Below are 22,976 nucleotides of genomic sequence, written 5' to 3' on the forward strand. Positions count from 1 at the left end.
ACAGGGGGAGAGCCGTCCTTGACCGCAAGAGCGCACGACCACGGACCGGAGGAACTGTGCGAGGCGGGTCTGGAGCTCTACACCCGTGCGCTGCGTGAGGGCCAGGTCCCGGCCCAGGACGCCGACGCGCTGCCCTGTCTCCTCGACACCGGACTCCTGCAGCCGGACGTGACGGACCCGCGGCGCCTGCGACCGGTGGCACCCGCCGTCGCCCTCCCCCGGCTGCTGCGCACCGTGGACGAGGACATCGCCCACCGGCGCCGGCAAGGCGACCGCCTCGCCGAGGCGTTCGAACCGCTGCTCGCCCTCGCGGCCCCGGCCCCGGCGGACGCCGCCGGCATCCGGATGCTGAGCGGACTCGACCGGATCAACGCCGCCATCTCCGAGGCCATGGAGCACGCCTCCGAAGAGATCCTCGCCATCCAGCCGCACAGCCGCGGGAACGAAGCCGCACACAACGCCGCCCTGATGCGCGACCAGGCAGTGCTCGACCGCGGCGGCCGTCTGCGCACCCTCTACCACCACACCCGTCGCCACGTGCCGCTGATCACCTCCCGCTACGACTGTCTGCGCGGCGACGTGGAGGCCCGCACCCTGGACGAGGTCACCGAGCGGCTGCTCGTCATCGACCGCCAGGTGGCCTTCATCCCCGCGAACAAGGAGCGCACCCTCGCCCTGGAGATCCGCAACCCGGCGCTGCTCGACTACTTCGCGATCACCTTCGACCGCCTCTGGCACCTGGCCAGCCCGATGTTCCCCGAGGTCGCCCAGCGCCCGTCCCTGAACGGCGTCACCGCGCGCCAGCGCGCCATCGCCCGGCTGCTGATCGAGGGCCACACCGACACCGTGATCGCCGACCGCCTCGGCATGAACGTCCGCACCGCCCGCCTCCACATCGCCAAGCTCGCCGCCACCCTCGGCAGCGAGAGCCGGGCCCAACTGGGCTACCTCATCGGGCAGTCGGGGATACTCGACCTGGAGGAGGAACACGAGTGAGCGCGGCCCCGCACCCTGAGCACGGCCTGGAGGCGCTGTGCCCGGCGGGGACGAGTCTGTACCAACACGCCCTGCGCGAGGGGCGGATCAGCGGCGCGGAGGCCGCGGCGGCGCCCTGCCTGCTGCGGTTGGGGCTGCTGCAGCCTACCGTCACGGACATGGACGTGCTGGAGCCCGTCGCCGCCGCCGTCGCCCTGCAACAGCTGCTGCGCACCTCCGCGGAGCGGGTCGCCGAGGAACGGCGGCACGAAGCCCGCCTCGCCCGGGCCTTCGAGCCGCTGCTGCGGGCGAGCGCCGGCCTCGTCCAGGCCACCGGCGAAACTCCGACGCTGCGGGTGCACAGCGGCAACGACCGGATCAACCAGGCCATCTCGCACGTCATGGCGGACGCCATGACCGAGTGCCTCGCGATCCACCCCCACCACACCCACACCCGTACGCCGCCCGAGATCCACCAGCTCGCGTACGACCGCGACCAGGCGCTGCTGGACCGCGGCGGCCGTATCCGCACCCTCTACCAGCACACGCTGCGGCACGCCCCCACCGTGCAGTCCCGCTACGAACGGCTGCACGGCGACGTGGAGGCGCGCACGCTGAACGAGGTCACCGAGCGGCTGCTCGTCTTCGACCGGGCCGTGGCCTTCATCCCCGCGAACAAGGAACGCACGCTCGCCCTGGAGATCCGCCACCCCGCGATGCTCGACTACCTCGTCACGGTCTTCGACCGGCTCTGGCACCTGGCCACGCCCATGTACCCCGAGGTCGCCCAGCCGCCGGCGCCGGGCGACATCACCCCGCGCCAGCGCGCCATCGCCGCCCTGCTCGTCGAGGGTCACACCGACACGGCCATCGCCGACCGCCTGGGCATGAACGTCCGCACCGCCCGCCTCCACATCGCCAAGCTCGCCGCCACCCTCGGCAGCGAGAGCCGGGCCCAACTGGGCTATCTGATCGGCGAGTCGGGGATCCTGAAGCAGGAGGAGATATCGGAGTGACCGCGGCACCACACCGGGACCACGGAGCCGAAGAGCTGTGCGCCGCCGGGGTGAAGCTGTACGAACAGGCCCTGCGCGACGGCTGGTTGTGCGCGGAGCAGACCGTCGAGGCGCCCTGCCTCACCCGCTTCGGGCTGCTGCACCCGGCCCGCGACGCCCCTGCCCGCCTCGAACCCGTGGCACCCGCCGCCGCCCTGGTCCGGATGCTGCACGGCTCCCGGGCCCGGATCGCGGACGAGTACCGGCGCGAGGACCGGCTGGTGGAGCGGTTCGAGCCGCTGATGCGGACGGACGGGGCGCGAGCCCCCGACACCGGAGCCGACACCCCGCTGCTGCGGCTGCACAGCGGCACCCAGCGGATCAACCAGGCCCTCACCGAGGCCATGGAGGAGGCGTGCAAGGAGGTCCTGTGCATCCAGCCGCACACCGGCCTCGCCGGTCCGCGCGGCGAGGCCGCCCATGACATCGCCTACCACCGCGACCAGCGGCTGCTCGACCGCGGCGGCCGTATCCGCACCCTCTTCCAGCACACCGTGGTCCATCTGCCGGCCGTCCACGCCTACAACGAGCGGCTCGTCGGCGACATCGAGGGCCGCTGCCTGGACGAACTGACCGACCGGCTCATCGTCATGGACCGCACGGTGGCCTTCCTCCCCGCGGACGACGACGGCGCCCTCGCGCTGGAGGTCCGCCACCCCGCGCTGGTCGCGTACTTCGTGACCACCTTCGAGCGGCTGTGGCGGCTGGCCACGCCCGTGTACCCGCAACCGGTCCGGCGCCCCACCCTCAACGGCGTCACCCCGCGCCAGCGCGCCATCGCCCGGCTGCTGACCGAGGGCCACACCGACGCCGCGATCGCCGAGCGGCTCGGCATGAACGTCCGCACCACCCGGGACCACATCGCCAAGCTCGCCACCACCCTCGGCAGCGAGAACCGGGCCCAACTCGGCTACCTGATAGCGACGTCCGGGATACTCGAGCTGGAGGAGGCGGTCCGGTGACCCACCTTGAGCACGGGATCGACGAGCTGTGCGGCGCGGGCGCCGCGCTGTACGAGCGGGCCCTGCGGGCCGGCCACATCCGCACCGCGGAGGCGGCGGACGCCCCCTGTCTGACCGACCTCGGGCTGCTGCACCCGTCCGTCGACGACCTCGGCCGGCTCGAACCCGTCGCACCCGCCGCTCTGCTGAACCATCTGCTGCGCGGCTCCCGCGCCCGTATCGCCGAGGAACGCCGCCGCGAGGAGCGGCTGACGAAGCTGTTCGAGCCGCTGATGCGCGTCGAGCCCCGGCACGGGACGCACACCGACACCCCCACCCTGCGCATCCTCAGCGGCACGGAACGCATCAACGGCGCCATCAGCGACGCCATGGCCCAGGCGGCCGACGAAGTGCTCTGCATCCAGCCCAACGTGCACTACAACACCGCCCGCGGCCGGGTCGCGCAGACGGTGGCCATGGACCGCGACCAGGCACTGCTCGACCGGGGCGGCCGTATCCGCACCCTCTACCAGCACACCCAGCGCCATGTGCCGCTCGTCCTCGCGCGCTACGAGGAGCTGCGCGGGGAGGCGGAGGCGCGCACGCTGGACGAGCTGCCGGACCGGCTCATCGTCGTCGACCGCACAGTGGCGTTCATCCCCGCGGGCGACGACGGCCGGCTCGCCCTGGAGGTGCGCCACCCGGCCCTGCTCCGCTTCTTCGTGACCGCCTTCGACCGCCTCTGGCGGCTGGCCACCCCCATGTACCCCGAGGCCGTCCAGCGCCCCACACTCAACGGCGTCACCCCGCGCCAGCGCGCCATCGCGGCCCTGCTCGTGGAGGGCCACACCGACGCCGTCATCGCCGACCGCCTCGGCATGAACGTCCGCACCGCCCGCGTCCACATCGCCAAACTCGCCACCACCCTCGGCAGCGACAGCCGCGCCCAGCTCGGCTACCTCATCGCACGCTCGGGAATCCTGGAGCGGGAGGAGGCCGTCCGATGACCCACCTCGAGCACGGGGTGGAGGAGCTGTGCGCCGTCGGCGCCAAGCTGTACGAACAGGCCCTGCTGGACGGCCACGTACGGGCCGTGGACGCGGCGGACGCCCCCTGTCTGACCGGCCTCGGGCTGCTGCACCCGGTCCAGGACGACCCGGAGCTGCTGGAGCCGGTCTCCCCGGCCGCGGCCCTGCACCGGCTGCTGAGCACCTCGGCGGCACGCGTCGCCGACGAACGGCGGCGGGAGGAAAGGCTGGTGGAGCAGTTCGCGTCGCTGATGCGGATCGACACCCCGCACGCCACCGGCCCCGGCACCCCCCAGCTGCGGCTGCACAGCGGCACCGAGCGGATCAACCGGGCCATCACCGAGACGATGGCCGAGGCCACCGAGGAGGTGCTCTGCATCCAGTCGCACGCCGGGCTGAGCGGCCCGCGCGGCGAGGCCGCCAGCGTGGCCGCCTACTCCCGCGACCAGGCGCTGCTCGACCGGGGCGGCCGTATCCGCGCCCTCTACCAGCACACCCTGCGCCATCTGCCCAGCGTGCACGCCGGTTTCGAGCGGCTGCGGGGCGACACCAGGGCGCGCGGTCTCGACGAGCTGCCGGACCGGCTCATCGTCGTCGACCGCACAGTGGCGTTCATCCCCGCGGGCGACGACGGCCGGCTCGCCCTGGAGGTGCGCCACCCGGCCCTGCTGACGTACTTCGTCACGACCTTCGAGCGGCTGTGGCGGCTGGCCACCCCCATGTACCCCGAGGCCGTCCAGCGCCCCTCCCTCAACGGCGTCACCCCGCGCCAACGGGCCATCGCGGCTCTGCTCGTGGAGGGCCACACCGACGCCGTCATCGCCGACCGCCTCGGCATGAACGTCCGCACCGCCCGCGTCCACATCGCCAAACTCGCCACCACCCTCGGCAGCGACAGCCGCGCCCAGCTCGGCTACCTCATCGCACGCTCGGGGATCCTTGATCAGGAACCGTGAGCGCGGCGGGCGGGCCGGCGTGCGGGGGACCGTTCAGGCCGACCTGGGCGATGCGCACGCCCAGTTGGGTACGGCTGGCCGCGCCGAGGGTGTCCGACAGGCGGGCGATGTGGGCCCGGCAGGTGCGGACGCTTATGCCGAGCCGCTCGGCGATCACCGCGTCCTGGTGGCCCTCGGCGAGCAGCGCGGCGATGGAGCGCTCGCGGTGCGAGATGCCCTCGATGCCGGTGTCGGGAAGGGGAGCCGTCAGCGGCAGGGCGAGCCGCCACAGCCGCTCGAAGACGGTGACGAAGTACTCCACCAGCGCCGGGTGGCGCAGCTCCAGGGCCATCGTGCGCTCGGCGTTGGCGGGGATGAAGGCGACGGTGCGGTCGAAGAGGATCAGCCGGTCGATGACCTCGTCGAGGGTGCGGGCCTCCACCGTGTCACCCATCAGCTCCAGGTAGTTGAGCAGCCCCTGCCCGTGCCGGGCCACATGCGTGTACAGGTCGCGCATGCGCACGCCCCGGCCGCGCAGGGCCAGCGCCCGGTGCAGTCCCTCGGTCAGCTCGGCCTCGCGCCGGATGCCGCCGGGCTGCACGGTGAGCACCTCGGTGGTGCACGCCTCGGTCGCCTCGTCCATCGCGGCCTGGATGCGGGAGAGCCCGTCCAGCACGCGGATGGCGGTGCCCTCGCCCGGTGCGGCCAGCGCCTGCAGCTGCCGGCCCAGACCGGCGTACCGCTCGACCGCGGCCACCGCCGAACCCACCCGCTGCTGGCTCTCCCTGACCTCGTCGTAGACCCCGCGCAGCAGCCGGGTCATGACCTCCTGCGGGGAGGTCGGCACCAGCCAGTCCATGTCGTCCGGATCGGGGTGCAGCAGGGCCAGCTCCAGCAGGCAGGGCACCTGTTCCGCGTCCGTGCGCGGCACCCGTCCCCGACGTACGGCCCGGGAATACACGCGATCCCCGGCCTCGCACAGTCGGTCGGCACCGTGTGGATGCTTCTCCGTCCCGTGCCTGGCCATCGCCCATTCCACCCCCGGCTTGCTGCCTCTTCCGCAGCGCAACTATGCGCGGCCCGGACCGGGTCCGCAACACGGCTCCACGCACCACGGGCGGCAAAAACCGACGTTACGACCCGTTTTCAACCGGCCTCCGCCCGTCGCATTGCAACAAGATGATGGTGGTGGGGCGCACGCCACCGGGGCATCGTTGACCTTGCTTCCCCCGGGTGCAGCAGCACCCGGAGCGGTCCCGGTCGGACTCCCCCCGTTCGGCCGGGACCGTCGTATCGCGCCCACGGGGGTGGCGCGATACGGGAGGGCCGCTCAGCACGTGCCGCGGCGGGCACCGAAGACCTTCCGGCGCCCGCCGCGGCACGTGCGAGCCCACTGCCCCGGCCCCGCTCCGGGCCGACGGGCTGCTGCCCCGGGCCTACTTCAGGCCGACGGCCGCGCAGGCCGCCTTGTACTTGGGGGTGCAGATCTCGTCGATCGTGTAGATCCCGTCGGCGATGACCGTGTCCTTGATGCTGCTCTTGACCAGGGGGCTCACCTGGACCAGCTTGGACGGGATGGCCTTGCTGGTGGGGCTGTCCACCTTGTCCTGGGTGAGGGCGTCGAACTGGATGTCCTTGCCCTGCACCTTGGTGACGGCCATCTGGGCCGCGGCCTCGGCCTCGTCCGGGTAGGACTTGTAGACGCTCATGTACTGCTCGCCGGCGATGACCCGCTGCACCGCGTCCAGTTCGGCGTCCTGGCCGGTGATCGGGGGCAGGTTGGTGACACCGGCCGCCTTCAGCGCCTTGATGACACCGCCCGCCATACCGTCGTTGGCGGCGTAGACCCCGGCGATGTTGTTCTTGCCGATCTTGTTGATCGCCTCGGTCATTTCGGTCGCGGCGTTCTCCGGCTTCCAGTCCGGGGTGTCGAAGGTGTCCGCGATCGTGACCTTGCCGTTCAGCTCGGAGAGCGCCCCCTGCTTGAACTGCTTGGCGTTCGGGTCGGTGGGCGAGCCGTTCACCATGACGACCTTGTCGGAGGTGTCGGCGTTCGAGCCCAGCGCCTCCAGCAGCGTGCGGCCCTGCACCTCGCCGACCAGCTCGTTGTCGAAGGAGATGTAGGCGTCGATCGGGCCCTCGGCCAGCCGGTCGTAGGCGATGACCGGGATGCCCGCGTCCTTGGCCTTCTTCACCTGGCCCGCGATGGCGTGCGAGTCGACCGCGTCGACCAGGATGATGTCGACCTTGTCGTCGATCATCGACTGCATCTGGCCGGCCTGCCGGGCGGCGTCCGCGTCGGCGTTGGCGTACTCGACCTTGCCCTTCTTGTCGGTCAGCTCCTCGACCTTGTTCTTGATGATGGGGTAGTCGAACTTGTCGTAGCGGCTGTTCGCCTTCTCCGGCAGCAGCAGCCCGATGGTGACGTCGTCACCCTTCGTCGGGCTCGCGCTCGCACTGTCCCCCGTCGCGTCCAGCATGCCGCAGCCGGCAAGCGAAAGGGTCATCGTGGATGCAGCCACGGCTATGGAGATACGACGCATTCGAGGGCTCACTTCAGGTGCGTTCCGGACGTGGGTGCTGCTTTACGACCCAGGTGTCTGAAAAGCCAACGCGGAGCCGCTACCCGGCGTCAAGCGGAACTACTTAACGAGTCCGCAACACCACGCTCCGCTGCGCCTGTGAAGGAAGAACGGAATCACCTCCAAACACCCTTTACGGACCCTCCATCCAAACGGACTCCATGGGACGGCAAAGATCCGCACAACCAATGGCAATCCTCGCGAGTCGTGATCACCGGCGGCCGCGCGCCGTCTCTCCGACTCGAGCAGAGGACCGAATGAACCCAGCCAGACGTACGGCGGCCGCGGCCGTCGTGCTCTCCGCCACCGGCGCCCTGCTGAGCGCGGTCACCACCACCGCCTCCGCCGCCCCGAGTTGCGCATCACCTTCGTACACCCGGATGTTCTACGCGAACACCACCTTCTCCGGCACCCCGAAGAAAACGGACTGCGACTCAGGGATCTCCGAGAACTGGGGCACGGGCGCCCCGGCCGCGGGTCTGCCCAAGGACAACTTCGGCGTGCGCTGGAGCGTGACGCGGGACTTCGGATCCGGTGGGCCGTTCTCGCTGCCGGTCAGCACCCAGGACGGGGTACGGGTGTACCTGGACGGCGTACGCAAGGTGGACATCTGGAAGAACGTCTCGACCAACCGGAGCAAGTCCGTCGACGTCACGATCCCGTCCGGCAAGCACACCCTGCGCGTCGACTACGTCAACTGGACCGGCACCGCCAACGTCGCCTTCTCGTACCTGCCACGGCTCTCGGCCGACGCCGACAAGGTCAAGCCCCTGGTCCCGACGGGGACTTCGGTGTCGTACGACGCCGCGACCGGCAAGGCGAAGCTGAGCTGGAGCAGCAACAAGGAGATGGACCTCGCGGGGTACCGCGTCTACCGGCGTCTGAAGGGCACGTCGTTCGGCAGCAAGCCGCTCACGACGACGACCTCCACCTCGTCCACCGACGCCACCCTCCCGAAGACGGGCGAGACCTACTACTACGAGGTCCGCGCCTACGACCGGGCCGGCAACGAGTCGACGGGCACCGCGGACCAGGCGGTGACCACCGTCGACCGGGTGGCGCCCGACGCTCCGGCCAATGTGAGCGCGGGGGGCCATTTCGGTCCGACCGACAGTACGGGCGGGCTGAAGGTCGCCTGGGACAAGGTGGCGGGCGCGGTGTCGTACCGCGTCTTCCGGGCCGCGAGCGAGAACGGCACGTACACCGCGCTCGGCACCACGGACCAGCTCTCCTACCTGGACACCTCGGCCGCCGAGAAGGTCACCTACTACTACCGCGTCTCGGCCGTCGACGCGGCGGGCAACGAGTCCGCCCGGTCCGAGACCCAGTACGGCAAGATCTGGGACAACGACCCGCCCGCCCTCGTCACCGGGCTGAACGTCACCCCGACCGAGTACGGCTTCCATCTGGACTGGGACAAGAACCCGGCCACGGACCTGAAGTACTACGAGATCCACTGGGGCGAGGTGATGGGCGATCCGGGCGACCAGATCTGCTGGGGCGGCACGGCGGACTACGTCTCGCCCGACACGACGTCCTACGACTACACCACGCTCCCGGACGGCGACGAGGTCTGCTTCTTCGTCGACGCCGTGGACGACGAGGGCAACTCCGCGATCAAGTGGAACGGCCCGGCCGAGGCCGTGTCCGTCACCGAGCTGGACATGACGCCGAGCGAGCCGACGCCCGATGGCTCGCCGGTCCGGCTGTCGGCGTCCGCCGCGGGGACGGGCGTCGCGCTGTCCTGGAACGCCGTGGCCGACGCCACCGGCTACCAGGTCTACCGCTGGAACCCGGGCACCAGGGCGTACGAGAAGCTGGCGGCCACGACGGACACCTCCTACCAGGACACCGGCGCCGCCAAGGGCACCACCCACTTCTACCGGGTGACCGCCCTGCAGCCCGACGGCACCGAGTCCGCACCCGGCGCCGACTGGGCCTCCCTCGCGCCCTGAACACCCTGAGCACGTGAAAGGGGCCCGGAATCCGGGCCCCTTTCAGCTGTCACAGACGCTCAGTCGTTCTGCTGCCGCTTCGGCCGCCACACCACCAGCGCACTGGTCTGCTGGACCTCCTGGTACGGGACCAGGTCGCGGCGGTAGGAGGCGTGGACGGCCGCCTCGCGCTGCTGCATCGCGGCCGCCGCACCGTCCAGGGCCGCCTCCAGCTCCGCGACGCGGGACTGGAGCGCGGCGACCTGGTTCTCCAGTTCGATGATCCGCTTGATGCCGGCCAGGTTGATGCCCTCGTCCTGCGACAGCGCCTGCACCTGGCGGAGCAGTTCGATGTCACGGGCCGAGTAGCGACGGCCCCGGCCGGCGGTGCGGTCGGGGGAGACCAGACCCAGACGGTCGTACTGGCGCAGCGTCTGCGGGTGGAGTCCGGAGAGCTGGGCCGCGACCGAGATGACGTAGACCGGGGTCTCCTCGGTCAGTTCGTACGGGTTACGCCGACGGCCGTCCATCACTCTCAATCTCCCTTCGCGGCCTCGAACAGCTCCGCCCGCGGGTCCTCGTCCGCGGTCGCCTCGCGATACGCCTCCAGTGCGTCACGAGCCTTCCCCGAGACGTCCTTCGGGACACTCACCTCGACGGTGACCAGGAGGTCGCCGCGGGTGCCGTCCTTGCGGACCGCGCCCTTGCCGCGGGCGCGCATGGTGCGGCCGTTGGGGGTGCCGGGCGGCAGCTTCAGGGTGACGGTGGGGCCGCCGAGGGTGGGGACCCGCACCTCGCCGCCGAGGGCCGCCTCGGCGAACGTGACCGGCACGGTGACGGTGAGGTTGTCGCCCTTGCGCCCGAACACCGGGTGCTCGCCGACATGGACCATCACGTACAGATCACCCGCCGGTCCGCCCCGCTCGCCGGGCGCGCCCTTGCCGCGCAGCCGGATCCGCTGCCCGTCGGTGACGCCCGCCGGGATGCGGACCTGCATCGTGCGCGACGACTTGGCGCGGCCGCTGCCCTTGCACTCCAGGCAGGGGTGCTCGGCGATCAGGCCACGGCCCTTGCAGTCGGGGCAGGGGTCGGTCAGCGAGAAGCCGCCGCCCGAGCCGCGGGCGACCTGCCCGGTGCCGACGCAGGTCGGGCACACACGCGGTGTGCCGTTCTTGTCGCCGGTGCCGGAACAGGCCTTGCACGGCGCCTGGGAGGACATCCTGAGGGGCACCGTGGCGCCCTCGATGGCCTCCGTGAAGCTCAGCGTGACCTCGGACTCGATGTCCTGGCCGCGCCGCGGCTGGGTACGGGTGCCCGTGGTCCCGCCGCGGTTGAACAGGCCCCCGAAGACGTCACCGATGCCGCCGCCGAAGCCGCCCCCGCTCTGTGCGTTGCCCCCGAAGAGGTCGCCCAGGTCGAAGTTGAAGGAGCCGCCGGCGCCCGGCCCGGGGCGGAAGCCGCCGTTGCCGAACAGGGCGCGTGCCTCGTCGTACTCCTTGCGCTTCTTGGGGTCACCGAGGATGTCGTTCGCCTCGGAGATCTCCTTGAAGCGCTCCTCGGCCTTGGCGTTGCCCTTGTTGGCGTCCGGGTGGAACTCGCGGGCGAGCTTCCGGTACGCCTTCTTGATCTCGGCCTCGGTGGCGTCCTTGGGGACGCCGAGGACCTTGTAGTAGTCCTTCTCGATGAAGTCCTTGGTGCTCATCCCCGACGCCCCTCCTTCCTGTCTTCAGTGATTACGTCAGCCCTCCTCCGGGCCACCGTTCTCCTTGTCGTCGGCCGCGGGCGCCTCGGTGGTCTCCTCGGTGCCCTCCGCCTTGACGGCCTGCGCGCCGGGCTGCGGCTCGGCGACGGCCACCCGCGCGGGGCGGATGGTGCGCTCGCCGATGCGATACCCGGGCTGCAGGATGGCCACGCACGTCGTCTCGGTGACGTCCGGTGCGTAGCTGTGCATCAGGGCCTCGTGGATCGTCGGGTCGAAGGGCTCGCCCTCCTTGCCGAACTGCTGCAGGCCCATCTTGGCCGCGACGGTCTCCAGCGACTCGGCCACCGACTTGAAGCCGCCGACCAGTTCGCCGTGTTCCCGCGCGCGGCCGATGTCGTCGAGCACGGGCAGGAGTTCGGTCAGGAGGTTCGCGATGGCGATCTCCCGGACCGCGACCCGGTCGCGCTCCACTCGGCGGCGGTAGTTCTGGTACTCGGCCTGGAGCCGCTGGAGGTCCAGCGTGCGCTCGTTCAGTGCCGTGCGCACCTGGTCCAGCTGAGCCACCAGACCCGCGTCTGCTGCTACGTCCCCGGCCGGGGCCGCCCCCTCCTCGGGGGCGGCCTTCGACGCGGCGTCTTCGGGGGTCGCGCCGGAGGGGACGTCGGGCTTCTCCTCGAAGCCCGGGGTCTCCTCCGTCACGCGGCACCGTCCTTGCGCTCGTCGTCCACGATCTCGGCGTCGACCACGTCGTCGTCGGCGGCCTTGGCGCCACCGGCGGCGGCACCCTCGGGACCGCCCGCGGCCTGCGCGGCCTGGGCGTCGGCGTACATGGCCTGGCCCAGCTTCTGCGAGACGGCCGCGACCTTCTCCGTGGCGGTACGGATCTCGGCGGTGTCCTCGCCCTTGAGCTTCTCCTTCAGCTCGGCGACGGCGGCCTCGACCTCGGTCTTGATCTCGCCCGGGACCTTGTCCTCGTTGTCCTTGAGGAACTTCTCGGTCTGGTAGACGAGCTGCTCGCCCTGGTTGCGGGTCTCGGCGGCCTCGCGGCGGCGGTGGTCCTCCTCCGCGTACTGCTCGGCCTCCTGACGCATGCGGTCGACCTCGTCCTTCGGCAGCGAGGAGCCGCCGGTGACGGTCATCTTCTGCTCCTTGCCCGTGCCCAGGTCCTTGGCGGTCACGTGCATGATGCCGTTGGCGTCGATGTCGAAGGAGACCTCGATCTGCGGGACGCCACGCGGGGCCGGCGGCAGACCGGTCAGCTCGAACATGCCGAGCTTCTTGTTGTACGCCGCGATCTCGCGCTCACCCTGGTAGACCTGGATCTGCACGGACGGCTGGTTGTCCTCGGCCGTCGTGAAGATCTCGGAGCGCTTGGTCGGGATCGTGGTGTTGCGCTCGATGAGCTTGGTCATGATGCCGCCCTTGGTCTCGATACCGAGGGACAGCGGGGTGACGTCGAGGAGCAGGACGTCCTTGACCTCGCCCTTGAGGACGCCGGCCTGGAGCGAGGCGCCGATGGCGACGACCTCGTCCGGGTTCACACCCTTGTTGGCCTCCTTGCCGCCGGTCAGCTCCTTGACGAGCTCGGCGACGGCGGGCATACGGGTGGAGCCACCGACGAGGACGACGTGGTCGATCTCGCCGAGGGAGATGCCGGCGTCCTTGATGACGTTGTGGAACGGCGTCTTGCAGCGCTCCAGCAGGTCGGCCGTCAGCTGCTGGAACTGAGCCCGGGTGAGCTTCTCGTCCAGGTGCAGCGGGCCCTCGGCGGACGCGGTGATGTAAGGCAGGTTGATCGAGGTCTCGGTGGACGAGGACAGCTCGATCTTCGCCTTCTCGGCAGCCTCGCGCAGACGCTGCAGAGCCATCTTGTCCTTGGCGAGGTCCACGCCGTGGCCGGCCTTGAACTGCTGCACCAGGTAGTCGACGACGCGCTGGTCCCAGTCGTCACCACCGAGGTGGTTGTCACCGTTGGTGGCCTTCACCTCGACGACACCGTCGCCGATCTCCAGCAGCGAGACGTCGAACGTGCCGCCACCGAGGTCGAAGACCAGGATGATCTGCTCGTCCTTGTCGAGGCCGTAGGCGAGCGCGGCCGCGGTGGGCTCGTTGACGATACGGAGGACGTTCAGACCGGCGATCTCGCCGGCCTCCTTCGTCGCCTGACGCTCGGAGTCGTTGAAGTAGGCCGGGACGGTGATGACCGCGTCGGTCACCTTCTCGCCCAGGTACGCCTCGGCGTCCCGCTTCAGCTTCTGCAGGATGAACGCGGAGATCTGCTGCGGGTTGAAGTCCTTCCCGTCCAGCTGGATCTTCCAGTCGGTGCCCATGTGGCGCTTCACGGACCGGATGGTCCGGTCGACGTTGGTGACCGCCTGGCGCTTGGCGACCTCTCCGACGAGCACCTCGCCGTTCTTGGCGAAGGCGACGACGGACGGCGTGGTCCTGGCGCCCTCGGCGTTGGTGATGACGGTGGGCTCGCCGCCCTCCAGAACGCTGACGACGGAGTTAGTCGTGCCCAGGTCGATGCCGACCGCACGTGCCATGGTTGATTCCTCCAGCTGACTTGAGTGCAACAGGCTCAAGTGTGCACGAGCGGATCCTTCGGGTCAACAGACCTGAGCCAGCCAGACTCAACTCTTATCCGTTCCTTATGCGCAACTGCCCTCTGACCTGCGTCGATTCCGTCCGCCGGGGCGGCTGGACTGGGATGCGAAGGAGTACGAGAACGGCGAGGGCCACCCCACCGGCCACCCACAGCACGGCTCCTTCCCCCGTCCACCCGGCATGCACGAGCACCCCCACGAGCACCGTGGAGAAGGATCCGGCACCGAGCAGCACGACGGCCCCCGGCGGAGTGAGCCCGAGCCGCCGCAGCCGGTGCGCGAGATGGTCCGGGCCGCGCCTGAGCAGCGACCGGCGGCTCGTCCCGCGCGCGAGGACCACGAGCAGGAAGTCGGCGGCGGCCACGGCACCGAGGCACAGCAGCACGCCCGCGGTCGGCCCGAGCGCGTAGCCCGCGCGCGTGAAGACGGCGGCCGAGGAAAGCAGGAACCCGGTGAACAGCGAGCCACAGGCCCCCATTCCCACCCGCGCGGGATGCCAGTTGTGCATCAGGAAGCCGGTGAGGGCGGCCGCGAAGACGCTCAGCAGCACCGCGAGCCCGTCCATCACCTCGGCGGCGGCGCAGGCGCCCGCCCCGAAGGCGGTGACCACTCCGACCGTGCCCGCCAGCCCGTCGGCGTGGTCGAGTCCCTTGAAGGCGAGGGAGGCGAAGACGATCCAGCCCACGGCCAGGATCCCGCCCCAGAGGCCCGTCTCGTCGTACGGCACCACGCAGGCCGCCGCCACGGCCGTACCGGCGACCAGCACCCGTGGGCGCAGCCGCCACACGTCGGCGACGAGCCCCAGTACGGCGACCCCGGCGCCGGCGACGAGCAGCTCGCCGACCCCCTGCCCCAACGGGGCGACCTTCGTCCACACCCCCGCCCATGCCACCAGACAGGTGACGACCACGACGGCCACCCCTCCGGGCACCGGCAGGGGCCGCTGCCGCCGCCGGTCGACGATGCCCGCACGCAGGGCGGGCACCCGGAGCAGCGCCGCGAGCACGGCGGTGAGGAGGAGGGCGGCGGAGGCCGCGGCGATCCCGTATAGCACGGATCTAAGTTAGGCGCGAATGTAGCAATTCGGTATGAATAACACGATCCGATTGCCGTGCCCTCTCAGGCTCCCCTCAGCGACCCAGATCACCTCGCTCCTGGCTACAGTGCGAGTAAAGATGCGGGTAGTCTCGAACGGACTGCATAAGTTACCGCTTAGTAATGTCCCTCGCAGGCCCGAGGAGCCCCGAAATGCAACTCGCCGCGATCATCGTGTCGCTGGTTCTGATCGTGGTCGGCGTGGCCCTGTTCGCCCGCGCCGTCCTCCAGATCTACAACTTCATGCGACTCGGTCAGAGCGTGCCCGCGGGTACCCGCACCGACGAGCCCGTGCAGCGCACCCTCACCGTGGCCAGGGAGTTCCTCGGCCACACCCGGATGAACCGCTGGGGCATCGTCGGCGTGGCGCACTGGTTCGTCGCCGTGGGCTTCTTGACCCTGCTGCTCACGATCGTCAACGCCATCGGCCAGCTGTTCCAGGCCGACTGGATCCTGCCGGTCATCGGCGAGTGGGCGCCGTACAACATCTACGTCGAGTTCATCGGCACGATGACGGTGGTCGGCATCCTCGCCCTGATCGTCGTCCGCCAGCTGAGCCACCCGCGCAACCCGGGCCGCAAGTCCCGCTTCGCCGGCTCCAACTTCGGCCAGGCGTACTTCGTCGAGGCCGTCATCCTCATCGTCGGCATCTGCATCTTCATGCTGCACGCGCTCGAGGGCGCACAGCACCACGTCGACAGCTACGAGGCGTCCTTCTTCCTCTCGTACCCGGTGGTGTCGTGGCTGAAGGGCATGGACGTCTCCACGCTCCAGAACCTCACCTACTTCTTCGCGGGCCTGAAGATCGCGACCTCCTTCATCTGGATGATCACGGTCGCCCTGAAGACCGACATGGGTGTCGCCTGGCACCGCTTCCTGGCCTTCCCGAACATCTGGTTCAAGCGGAACGCCACCGGTGAGACCTCCCTGGGCGCCCTGCTCCCGATGACCTCCGGCGGCAAGGCGATCGACTTCACCGACCCCGGTGACGACGACGTCTTCGGTGTCTCGCAGGTCGAGCAGTTCTCCTGGAAGGGCCTGCTGGACTTCTCCACCTGCACCGAGTGCGGCCGCTGCCAGTCGCAGTGCCCGGCCTGGAACACCGGCAAGCCCCTCTCCCCCAAGCTGCTGATCATGTCCCTGCGGGACAACGCGCACGCCAAGGCGCCGTACCTGCTGGCCGGCGGCGGCAAGACCGTGGAGGGCGAGGAGAAGGCCTCGGCCGAGGCCCTGAAGGACGTCCCGGCGTCCGCGCTGGCGGAGGCCGAGCGCCCGCTGATCGGCACCGCCGAGGAGAACGGCGTCATCGACCCGGACGTCCTGTGGTCCTGCACCACCTGCGGTGCCTGCGTCGAGCAGTGCCCGGTGGACATCGAGCACGTCGACCACATCGTCGACATGCGCCGCTACCAGGTCATGATCGAGTCCGCGTTCCCGTCCGAGGCGGGCACGATGCTCAAGAACCTGGAGAAGAAGGGCAACCCCTGGGGCCTGGCCAAGAAGCAGCGCCTGGAGTGGACCAAGGAGGTCGACTTCGAGGTCCCGGTCGTCGGCAAGGACATCGAGGACCTCACCGAGGTCGAGTACCTGTACTGGGTCGGCTGCGCCGGCGCCCTCGAGGACCGCGCCAAGAAGACCACGAAGGCCTTCGCCGAGCTGCTCCACATCGCGGGCGTGAAGTTCGCGATCATGGGCGGCGACGAGAAGTGCACCGGTGACTCCGCCCGCCGCCTCGGCAACGAGCCCCTGTTCCAGGAGCTCGGCATGGAGAACGTCGCGGCACTGAATATGGCCTTCGGCGAGGACGACGATGACGAGTCGACCAAGAAGCCGAAGAGCGCGAAGAAGATCGTCGCGACCTGCCCGCACTGCCTCAACACGCTCGGCAACGAGTACCCGCAGCTCGGCGGCGACTACGAGGTCATCCACCACACCCAGCTGCTGCAGCACCTGGTGGACGAGGGCAAGCTGATCCCGGTGACCCCGGTCGAGGGCATCATCACCTACCACGACCCGTGCTACCTGGGCCGCCACAACAAGATCTACACGCCCCCGCGCGAGATCATCGGCAAGGTCCCGGGCCTGCGCAACGAGGAGATGCACCGCCACAAGGAGCGCGGCTTCTGCTGTGGCGCCGGCGGCGCGCGGATGTGGATGGAGGAGCGGATCGGCAAGCGCATCAACAACGAGCGCGTCGACGAGGCCCTCTCCCTCAACCCCGACATCGTCTCGACCGCCTGCCCGTTCTGCCTCGTCATGCTGACCGACTCGGTCAACGGCAAGAAGAACGAGGGCAAGGCCAAGGAGTCCATCCAGGTCGTGGACGTGGCCCAGCTGCTCCTGGAGTCCGTCAAGACGCCGGTCGACCCGGCGGGCGAGCCGGAGACCGAGAGCGAGCCGGAGCCGGAGCCGGTGAAGTAACACCGGCTGTACGACACGACGGCGCCCCCTGACCCGCACAGGCAGGGGGCGCCGTCGTGTCCGCGGCTCGCTCAGGCGCCCTTCGGACCCGCCTGCTGCACGACCTCGAAGGACCACAGGGTGGAGCCGGAGGCAGCGGGCTTGGGCCGCTCGGCGCCCTCCCCGCCACCCTGGTGCGCGGCCTTCATCGGCCCCTCCATCCACGCCTGGAACGACTCATCGTCCCGCCAGCGCGTGTACACGAGGTACGTGTCGGTCCCCTCGACGGGCCGCAGCAGCTCGAACCACTCGAACCCGTCGGAGTTCTCCACGGCGTGGGCCCGCGAGGCGAACCGCTTCTCCAGCACCTCCCGCTGCTCGGGGGGAACGGTCAGAACGTTGATTTTTACTACGCTAGGCACATGACACCTCTCGTCAAACGGGGCCCCGACTGGACCTGATCTGGACCATGTGCGCGCAGTGTCCTACATCCGACAGTCAAGGAAGCGTGAGGACGACTCCGCGTCGTCCCCCGAAGCACAGCGGACCAAGTGCGAGGCGCTGATCACGGCCAAAGGCTGGGACAACGCGGGCCACTTCGCCGACGTCGGCAAATCCGGCTGGGACCCCAACGTTGTCCGGCCGGAGTTCGAGGAGATGATGTCCGCCGTTCGCGCCGGGCACGTAGACGCAGTGGTCGTGTTCTCGCTGTCCCGCCTCACTCGACAGGGTGCCCTTGAGGCCATGCTGATCAATGAGGAGTTGACCGAACACGGCGTGCTGCTCGTCAGCGTGGAAGAGCCTTACCTGGACACGTCCACCCCCATGGGCGTCGCGATCTTCGGCCTTATCGCCGCGTTGGCCCAGCAAGAGTCCGACATGAGGTCGGCGTGCATCACCGCGACGAAAGAGACGCTGAGGGCAGCGGGTAGCCACGTGTCCGGCATGGCCCCCTACGGCTTCCGGTCGACGCGTGAGCCGCGCGGGGAACCGGTGGTGGTCAGGCTGGTCCCCGATCCCGCTGAGGCCCCGTACGTGCGCGACATGGTGTCCTGGGCACTGGGCGGCATGACCGCATCGGCCATGGCTCGCAAGCTGAACACCGAGGGCGTACCGACCAAAGCAGCGGACATGTCAGCGCGTGTGACCGCCCGCCGGGCCCGAGGCGTAAGCCAGCCGCTGGAGCGTACGACGTGGGTGTCGTCCACTGTGCTCCGCATCCTCCGTGACCCGCGCCTTGCCGGCTACGCCGCCGAACGCCAAGGGACCAAGCGCGTCATCCTGCGCGACGACTCAGGGGCCCCGCTGGCTGCGCATGAGCCGATCATTCCGCCGGATGACTGATGGCGCCTTCAAGACGTACTCGACGGCCGTGCGCCCCAGGTGGTCCGCCAGGGTGAGCGCTCCGTGCCGTCGCTGTTGGGTGGCGCCGGGATGCTCTTCTGTGGCGTCTGCGAGTCCTCCATGGTGACCGACCGGAGGAACGGCAAGCAGCTCTACCGGTGCAACCGGGCCCAGTCCGGCGCCGTACCGGGACACGGTGGTCTGGCCATCAATATGGACGCCGCTGACGACGTGGTGGCCCGTACCGTGTGGTCCCGCCTGACAGCGCTGGACCCCGAAGATCCCGAAGATCTCGAATGGCTCGCCGAGGCCGCACGCCGGTTTGCAGCGCAAGCGGACACGGGCGAGCGACAGGCCGAACTAGCAGCCGCATGGGCCGAGTTGGAGCACGTACGGGAAGCGCTCCGTACGCTGTATGTCGACCGGCAGGCAGGCTTGTACGCGGGTGCCGTGGGTGACCAGATGTTCCGTGAGTCCGTGGAGCGGTTGACAGCGCACGAGGCGCGAACGGCCGGACGCGTGGAAGAACTGGGGACCGCCGGGGCCGGCACGGTCGCGATCCCCTCGGAGTGGACGGACCCGGAGGGAGACCCGCTGGGGCCGGAGTCGACGTGGGGCAGCTGGGGCCTTTCCGAACGACGGGAGTTCCTTGCGCTGTTCGTTGACCGTGTGAGCGTGGCACGCAGTGTCGGCAGGGGCCGAAACGCGAACACGACGGAACGGGTGGCAGTGCACTGGGCGGAGGCACCAACTACGTAGACGCCTGAGCGCCGTTCATGGCCCGTTACTGGATGTCCCTCCGGTGGCGGCCGTGGGCGTTCCTGTGGGCATTGTGGCCCTGCGGATGGTGTCGGCATGACGAATGACGATGGTGACGGCCTTCCCGGTTTGCCCTACAGCGGTGGATGTTTACGTTGGCCTCGCACTTCCACGCCTCACGGCAGCGATCACGCGTTGCGCATCATCCGCCCCTCGCGAACCCGCTGTCCCACGGCCCGGCAGCCCGGCACGACCTCGGCCCGGCCGTGGATCCGCGAGCCCCCGACGCACGTGCCGCAGCGGCGTTCCCGGCACGGCCGACGGCCGCTGCGGCAGCGACCGGGCCCGCGGCGGACGGGCAGGCGCTGGTGGGCATGCAGACGCGGTCGCGACCGCGACGCCGGCCCGGACGCCGTCGACGGCAACTCCTGCTTCTACGGCTTCCTGACCCTGTGGGAGGCGGCCCGCAGATGACCGCGACGGCGCCCCCGCCCTCCCCGGCGGGGGTGCCGTCGCGTGACCGATCCCGCATCCCCCGCCCCTTACCCCGTCCCTCGAACACGTGCATCATTGCGAGGTTGTCGGGCGACGGTGCTGACGAGGTGAACGGTGCGCGTGCGAAGAGGCGGGATGTCCACGGCGGCCCTCTGCGTCACCCTGCTCCTCGCCGGCTGCGACCCCACCGCCCCGGACGCCGGCCACGACACCCCCACCCGCATCGCCGACGCCCGCGCCCGGCTCCCCGTCCCGCACGGCAAGGGCAGCAGGACCCCCGACGACTTCAACGGCGACGGTCACCGCGACCTCGTCCTCAACGACCTGGTCAAGGAGCAGAGTCACGCCGACGACGCCGGCATCGGGATCGTCTTCGGCGGCCCGCACGGACTCGCGCCCGGCGCCCGGCAGTTGCTCAGCCCGAAGAAGCAGGCGGCGCCCACCGAGGGACAACTCCCGGCCGTCTTCGACGCGGAGGAGAGCTGCGACCTGGACGGCGACGGCTTCACCGACCTCGTCGTGTCGACCGACCCGCCGTACGACGGCCAGGGCCGGCCCCCGGTGCCGTTGCAGATCCTCTTCGGCTCCCCCGCCGGCCTGACCGGCCACGCCGTGAAGCTGACCGTCCCGGACGCGGCCCGCTTCGGCAACGACTGGCCGGACCAGCCGGTGTGCGGCGACTTCGACGGGGACGGGAAGCAGGACCTGGTGCTGCACGCGTCCGGCGGCAGGCTGTCGTACCTGCGCGGCCCGTTCAGCCGCAAGGGCGCTCCCCGGGCGGCCGGTGCACCGCTCACCTCCCCCGGCGAGGTGCCCGCCGGTCCCGCGGCCGACGTCGACGGCGACGGCTACGACGACCTGATCGTCCGTACGGCGGCAGGCACCGCGGCGTCCGCGCTGGTCCTCGGCGGCCCCGGCGGCCCGACGCGCACCGGAGCCGTCCTTCCCTCCGGCGCCGACGTCGCCCTCGGCCGGTTCGGCAGGGGCAGGGCGCTGGACGCGGCGGTCGGCAGCACCGGGGAAACGTCCCTGCGCTACGACCTCCCGGCAGCCACCCGGGCCGGCCTCGCCGCCCCGGGTTCGATGCTCGACGCCGCCGACTTCGACGGCGACGGCCGCGACGAACTCGTCTCCAGCGCCTCCCGGCTGCGCCTCTTCCGCGCCGGCACGGCCGGCCTGTCGGCGAAGGACGCGGTCACCGTCGTACCGCCCGCGCCCGGCACGACCCGTGTCCTCGCGGCCGCCGACTTCGACGGGGACGGGCGGGCGGACCTGGTGGTGCGGACGTACCGGGGCGAGACGCAGGACACGGTCGCCGTGTACCGGGGGTCGAAGCGGGGGCTGCTGGAGGCCGAGCCGGCCGTGACCTTCTCCAGCTCGGAGTTCCTCACGCCGTAGCCGTGACCACTCAGGTCACAGCAGCATCAAAAAGTTACCGAACTCCTGTACAACCCTTACGCTTCGACGCCGGTCTCCTGATCGCCGAACGCTCCGTGAACCCCAGGACAACCTGCGACGAACACGGACGTCCGCACCCCATCGACTGGGGATGCCCCGCCAGGCATTCCCGCATGCCGCAGGAGAATCACGCATGCACAAGCCTCTGCGACTCGCCCTCGCGACGGCCACTGCCGCCGCGCTGACGGGCGGTCTGCTCACGTTCTCTGCCGTGACCGCCACAGCCGCTGACTCCACAAGCGTCCCGCAGGCCGACTTCAACGGCGACGGGATCGGCGACACGGCCTTCTCCGCCGACGGCGCCTACGTGGGCGGCAAGAAGGCGGCCGGCCAGGTGGTCGTCCTCTACGGCTCCGCCACCGGCGTCTCGTCCGCCAAGCGCTCCACGATCAGCCAGGACACCACCGGCAGCCCCGGCACCGCCGAGACCGGCGACCACTTCGGCGCGGAGACCGCGTACGCCGACTTCAACGGCGACGGCTACGACGACCTCGCGGTCGGCTCCCCCGGCGAGGACGTGGGCAGCGACACCGACGGCGGCACCATCGCCATCCTGTGGGGCTCGGCCTCCGGCATCACCGGCAAGGGCGTCACGGTCGCCGACCCGGCCCCCACCGCGCACGACTACTGGGGCAAGAACCTCGCCGCCGGTGACTTCGACGGCGACGGCAAGGCCGACCTGGCCGTCGGCAGCTCCGCCGCCACCATCTACGTCCTCAAGGGCGGCATCAACGCCTCGGGCACCCCCGGCGGCAAGTACACGATCAAGCCCCCGATCATGGGCACCGACGCGAACGGCCCGCTCAACCTGACCGCCGGCAACATCAACGGCGGCCAGGAGACGGACCTGGTGGTCGACGGCTTCGAGACCGACACCGCCGACGGCTGGAACCGCAACTACTACATCCCCGGCGGGGTGAACGGCCTCCACATGTCCGAGGCCATGACCCTCAAGCCCGGCGTGATCACCGCGATCGGCGACATCGACCACGACGGCTACGGCGACGTCGTCAGCGGCGCCTACTGGAACACCACCACCGATGACGGCACCTCCGTGCCCGACTCCGGCAAGGGCGGCAAGGTCTGGGTGACGTACGGCTCCGACGGCGGCCCCCTCACCCCCAGCGCCACCGGCATCACCCAGGACACGGGCAACGTCCCCGGCACGGCCGAGGGCAACGACTTCTTCGGCTACGAGCTCGACCTGGGCGACGTCAACGGCGACGGCTTCCTCGACCTCGCGATCGGCGTGGCGGGCGAGAACATCGGCAGTGCGACGAACACCGGCGCGGTCACCGTCCTCTACGGCACCGCGAACGGCCTGAACACCGACTCCGGCGCCCAGTCCTTCGCCCAGTCCACCGCGGGCGTGCCCGGCAACGACGAGGACGACGACTACTTCGGCCAGGACGTCAAGCTCGACGACGTCACCGGCGACGGTAAGGCCGACCTGCTCGTCGGCTCCCAGGAGAACGCCGCCAACGGCGCGGTGACCTACCTGCCCTCCGACGGCACGAAGATCATCACCTCCGGCTCCCGCACCGTCTCCCCGAGCACCTCGGGCGTCTCCACGACGGGCACGCCGTACTTCGGCGCCAACTTCGCCGACTGAGCAACCCGTCCGCAGGCCGGGCCCGCCCCGTGGGCCCGGCCCCCTCCTTCGTCCC

19 protein-coding genes are annotated in these 22,976 nt (G+C 70.4%); 11 read left to right on the forward strand and 8 right to left on the reverse strand.

Going from position 1 to position 22,976, the window contains the following annotated elements; all coding sequences use genetic code 11:
• Positions 1–18 precede the first annotated feature (18 nt).
• Genes ACIF83_RS38225 through ACIF83_RS38245 form a run of 5 tightly spaced genes read left to right on the forward strand, consistent with a single transcriptional unit; the run spans position 19 to position 4,955 of the window.
• A complete protein-coding gene (locus ACIF83_RS38225; RefSeq protein ID WP_399734160.1) occupies positions 19–996 on the forward strand; it encodes a helix-turn-helix transcriptional regulator in 978 nt (325 codons plus the stop codon).
• Positions 993–1,991 carry a LuxR C-terminal-related transcriptional regulator gene (locus ACIF83_RS38230; protein WP_399734163.1) on the forward strand — a complete coding sequence of 333 codons (999 nt, stop codon included), beginning with the start codon at positions 993–995 and terminating at the stop codon, positions 1,989–1,991. The genes ACIF83_RS38225 and ACIF83_RS38230 overlap by 4 nt, the downstream gene beginning before the upstream one ends.
• On the forward strand, positions 1,988–2,992 hold the full coding sequence (locus ACIF83_RS38235; RefSeq protein WP_399734166.1) for a LuxR C-terminal-related transcriptional regulator: 1,005 nt from the start codon (positions 1,988–1,990) through the stop codon (positions 2,990–2,992). Before ACIF83_RS38230 ends, ACIF83_RS38235 begins: the two co-directional genes overlap by 4 nt.
• Positions 2,989–3,978: a LuxR C-terminal-related transcriptional regulator gene (locus tag ACIF83_RS38240; protein WP_399734169.1), complete on the forward strand. Its 990-nt coding sequence runs from the start codon at positions 2,989–2,991 to the stop codon at positions 3,976–3,978. Before ACIF83_RS38235 ends, ACIF83_RS38240 begins: the two co-directional genes overlap by 4 nt.
• Entirely contained in the window at positions 3,975–4,955 is a 981-nt protein-coding gene (locus ACIF83_RS38245) for a LuxR C-terminal-related transcriptional regulator (protein WP_393482941.1), read from the forward strand. Before ACIF83_RS38240 ends, ACIF83_RS38245 begins: the two co-directional genes overlap by 4 nt.
• Here the strand turns inward: ACIF83_RS38245 and ACIF83_RS38250 are convergent.
• Positions 4,918–5,961: a LuxR C-terminal-related transcriptional regulator gene (locus ACIF83_RS38250; RefSeq protein WP_393482944.1), complete on the reverse strand. Its 1,044-nt coding sequence runs from the start codon at positions 5,959–5,961 to the stop codon at positions 4,918–4,920. The two genes, ACIF83_RS38245 and ACIF83_RS38250, sit on opposite strands and share 38 nt — an antisense overlap.
• Before the next feature lie 409 nt (positions 5,962–6,370).
• Positions 6,371–7,477 carry a sugar ABC transporter substrate-binding protein gene (locus tag ACIF83_RS38255; RefSeq protein WP_399734173.1) on the reverse strand — a complete coding sequence of 369 codons (1,107 nt, stop codon included), beginning with the start codon at positions 7,475–7,477 and terminating at the stop codon, positions 6,371–6,373.
• Between the two features lie 296 nt (positions 7,478–7,773).
• Between ACIF83_RS38255 and ACIF83_RS38260 the strand changes: the two genes are divergently transcribed.
• Positions 7,774–9,471 carry a fibronectin type III domain-containing protein gene (locus ACIF83_RS38260; protein WP_399734176.1) on the forward strand — a complete coding sequence of 566 codons (1,698 nt, stop codon included), beginning with the start codon at positions 7,774–7,776 and terminating at the stop codon, positions 9,469–9,471.
• Positions 9,472–9,530: 59 nt separating this feature from the next.
• On the opposite strand, the gene ACIF83_RS38265 is transcribed toward ACIF83_RS38260, so the two are convergent.
• The 5 genes from ACIF83_RS38265 to ACIF83_RS38285 all read right to left on the reverse strand — a co-directional run bounded on the left by ACIF83_RS38265 (position 9,531) and on the right by ACIF83_RS38285 (position 14,812).
• On the reverse strand, positions 9,531–9,980 hold the full coding sequence (locus tag ACIF83_RS38265; protein ID WP_393482953.1) for a heat shock protein transcriptional repressor HspR: 450 nt from the start codon (positions 9,978–9,980) through the stop codon (positions 9,531–9,533).
• A 5-nt stretch (positions 9,981–9,985) separates the two neighbouring features.
• Complete coding sequence (dnaJ, locus tag ACIF83_RS38270) at positions 9,986–11,152, reverse strand: molecular chaperone DnaJ (RefSeq protein ID WP_393482956.1); 1,167 nt, start codon at positions 11,150–11,152, stop codon at positions 9,986–9,988.
• Between the two features lie 36 nt (positions 11,153–11,188).
• Entirely contained in the window at positions 11,189–11,851 is a 663-nt protein-coding gene (grpE, locus tag ACIF83_RS38275; RefSeq protein ID WP_398141274.1) for a nucleotide exchange factor GrpE, read from the reverse strand.
• Positions 11,848–13,698, reverse strand: a complete 1,851-nt coding sequence (dnaK, locus tag ACIF83_RS38280; RefSeq protein ID WP_393482960.1) for a molecular chaperone DnaK — start codon at positions 13,696–13,698, stop codon at positions 11,848–11,850. Before dnaK ends, grpE begins: the two co-directional genes overlap by 4 nt.
• A gap of 94 nt (positions 13,699–13,792) precedes the next feature.
• On the reverse strand, positions 13,793–14,812 hold the full coding sequence (locus tag ACIF83_RS38285; RefSeq protein ID WP_399734182.1) for an MraY family glycosyltransferase: 1,020 nt from the start codon (positions 14,810–14,812) through the stop codon (positions 13,793–13,795).
• A gap of 194 nt (positions 14,813–15,006) precedes the next feature.
• Here ACIF83_RS38285 and ACIF83_RS38290 point away from each other — a divergent pair, with 194 nt between their 5' ends.
• Positions 15,007–17,274, forward strand: a complete 2,268-nt coding sequence (locus tag ACIF83_RS38290; RefSeq protein WP_393482963.1) for a (Fe-S)-binding protein — start codon at positions 15,007–15,009, stop codon at positions 17,272–17,274.
• A 71-nt stretch (positions 17,275–17,345) separates the two neighbouring features.
• Here the strand turns inward: ACIF83_RS38290 and ACIF83_RS38295 are convergent, their stop codons facing one another.
• Complete coding sequence (locus tag ACIF83_RS38295) at positions 17,346–17,675, reverse strand: antibiotic biosynthesis monooxygenase family protein (RefSeq protein ID WP_393482965.1); 330 nt, start codon at positions 17,673–17,675, stop codon at positions 17,346–17,348.
• Between the two features lie 58 nt (positions 17,676–17,733).
• Here ACIF83_RS38295 and ACIF83_RS38300 point away from each other — a divergent pair, with 58 nt between their 5' ends.
• The 4 genes from ACIF83_RS38300 (at position 17,734) to ACIF83_RS38315 (ending at position 22,921) form a co-directional block, all read left to right on the forward strand.
• A complete protein-coding gene (locus ACIF83_RS38300) occupies positions 17,734–18,597 on the forward strand; it encodes a recombinase family protein (RefSeq protein ID WP_399734186.1) in 864 nt (287 codons plus the stop codon).
• A 90-nt stretch (positions 18,598–18,687) separates the two neighbouring features.
• Positions 18,688–19,356, forward strand: a complete 669-nt coding sequence (locus tag ACIF83_RS38305) for a zinc ribbon domain-containing protein (protein ID WP_399734243.1) — start codon at positions 18,688–18,690, stop codon at positions 19,354–19,356.
• A gap of 630 nt (positions 19,357–19,986) precedes the next feature.
• Positions 19,987–21,249: an FG-GAP repeat domain-containing protein gene (locus tag ACIF83_RS38310; RefSeq protein WP_393482970.1), complete on the forward strand. Its 1,263-nt coding sequence runs from the start codon at positions 19,987–19,989 to the stop codon at positions 21,247–21,249.
• Positions 21,250–21,442: 193 nt separating this feature from the next.
• On the forward strand, positions 21,443–22,921 hold the full coding sequence (locus tag ACIF83_RS38315) for a VCBS repeat-containing protein (protein ID WP_399734189.1): 1,479 nt from the start codon (positions 21,443–21,445) through the stop codon (positions 22,919–22,921).
• The last annotated feature ends 55 nt before the right edge of the window (positions 22,922–22,976 follow it).

Source organism: Streptomyces sp. NPDC085866, assembly GCF_044541035.1.
Taxonomy (GTDB): Bacteria; Actinomycetota; Actinomycetes; order Streptomycetales; family Streptomycetaceae; genus Streptomyces.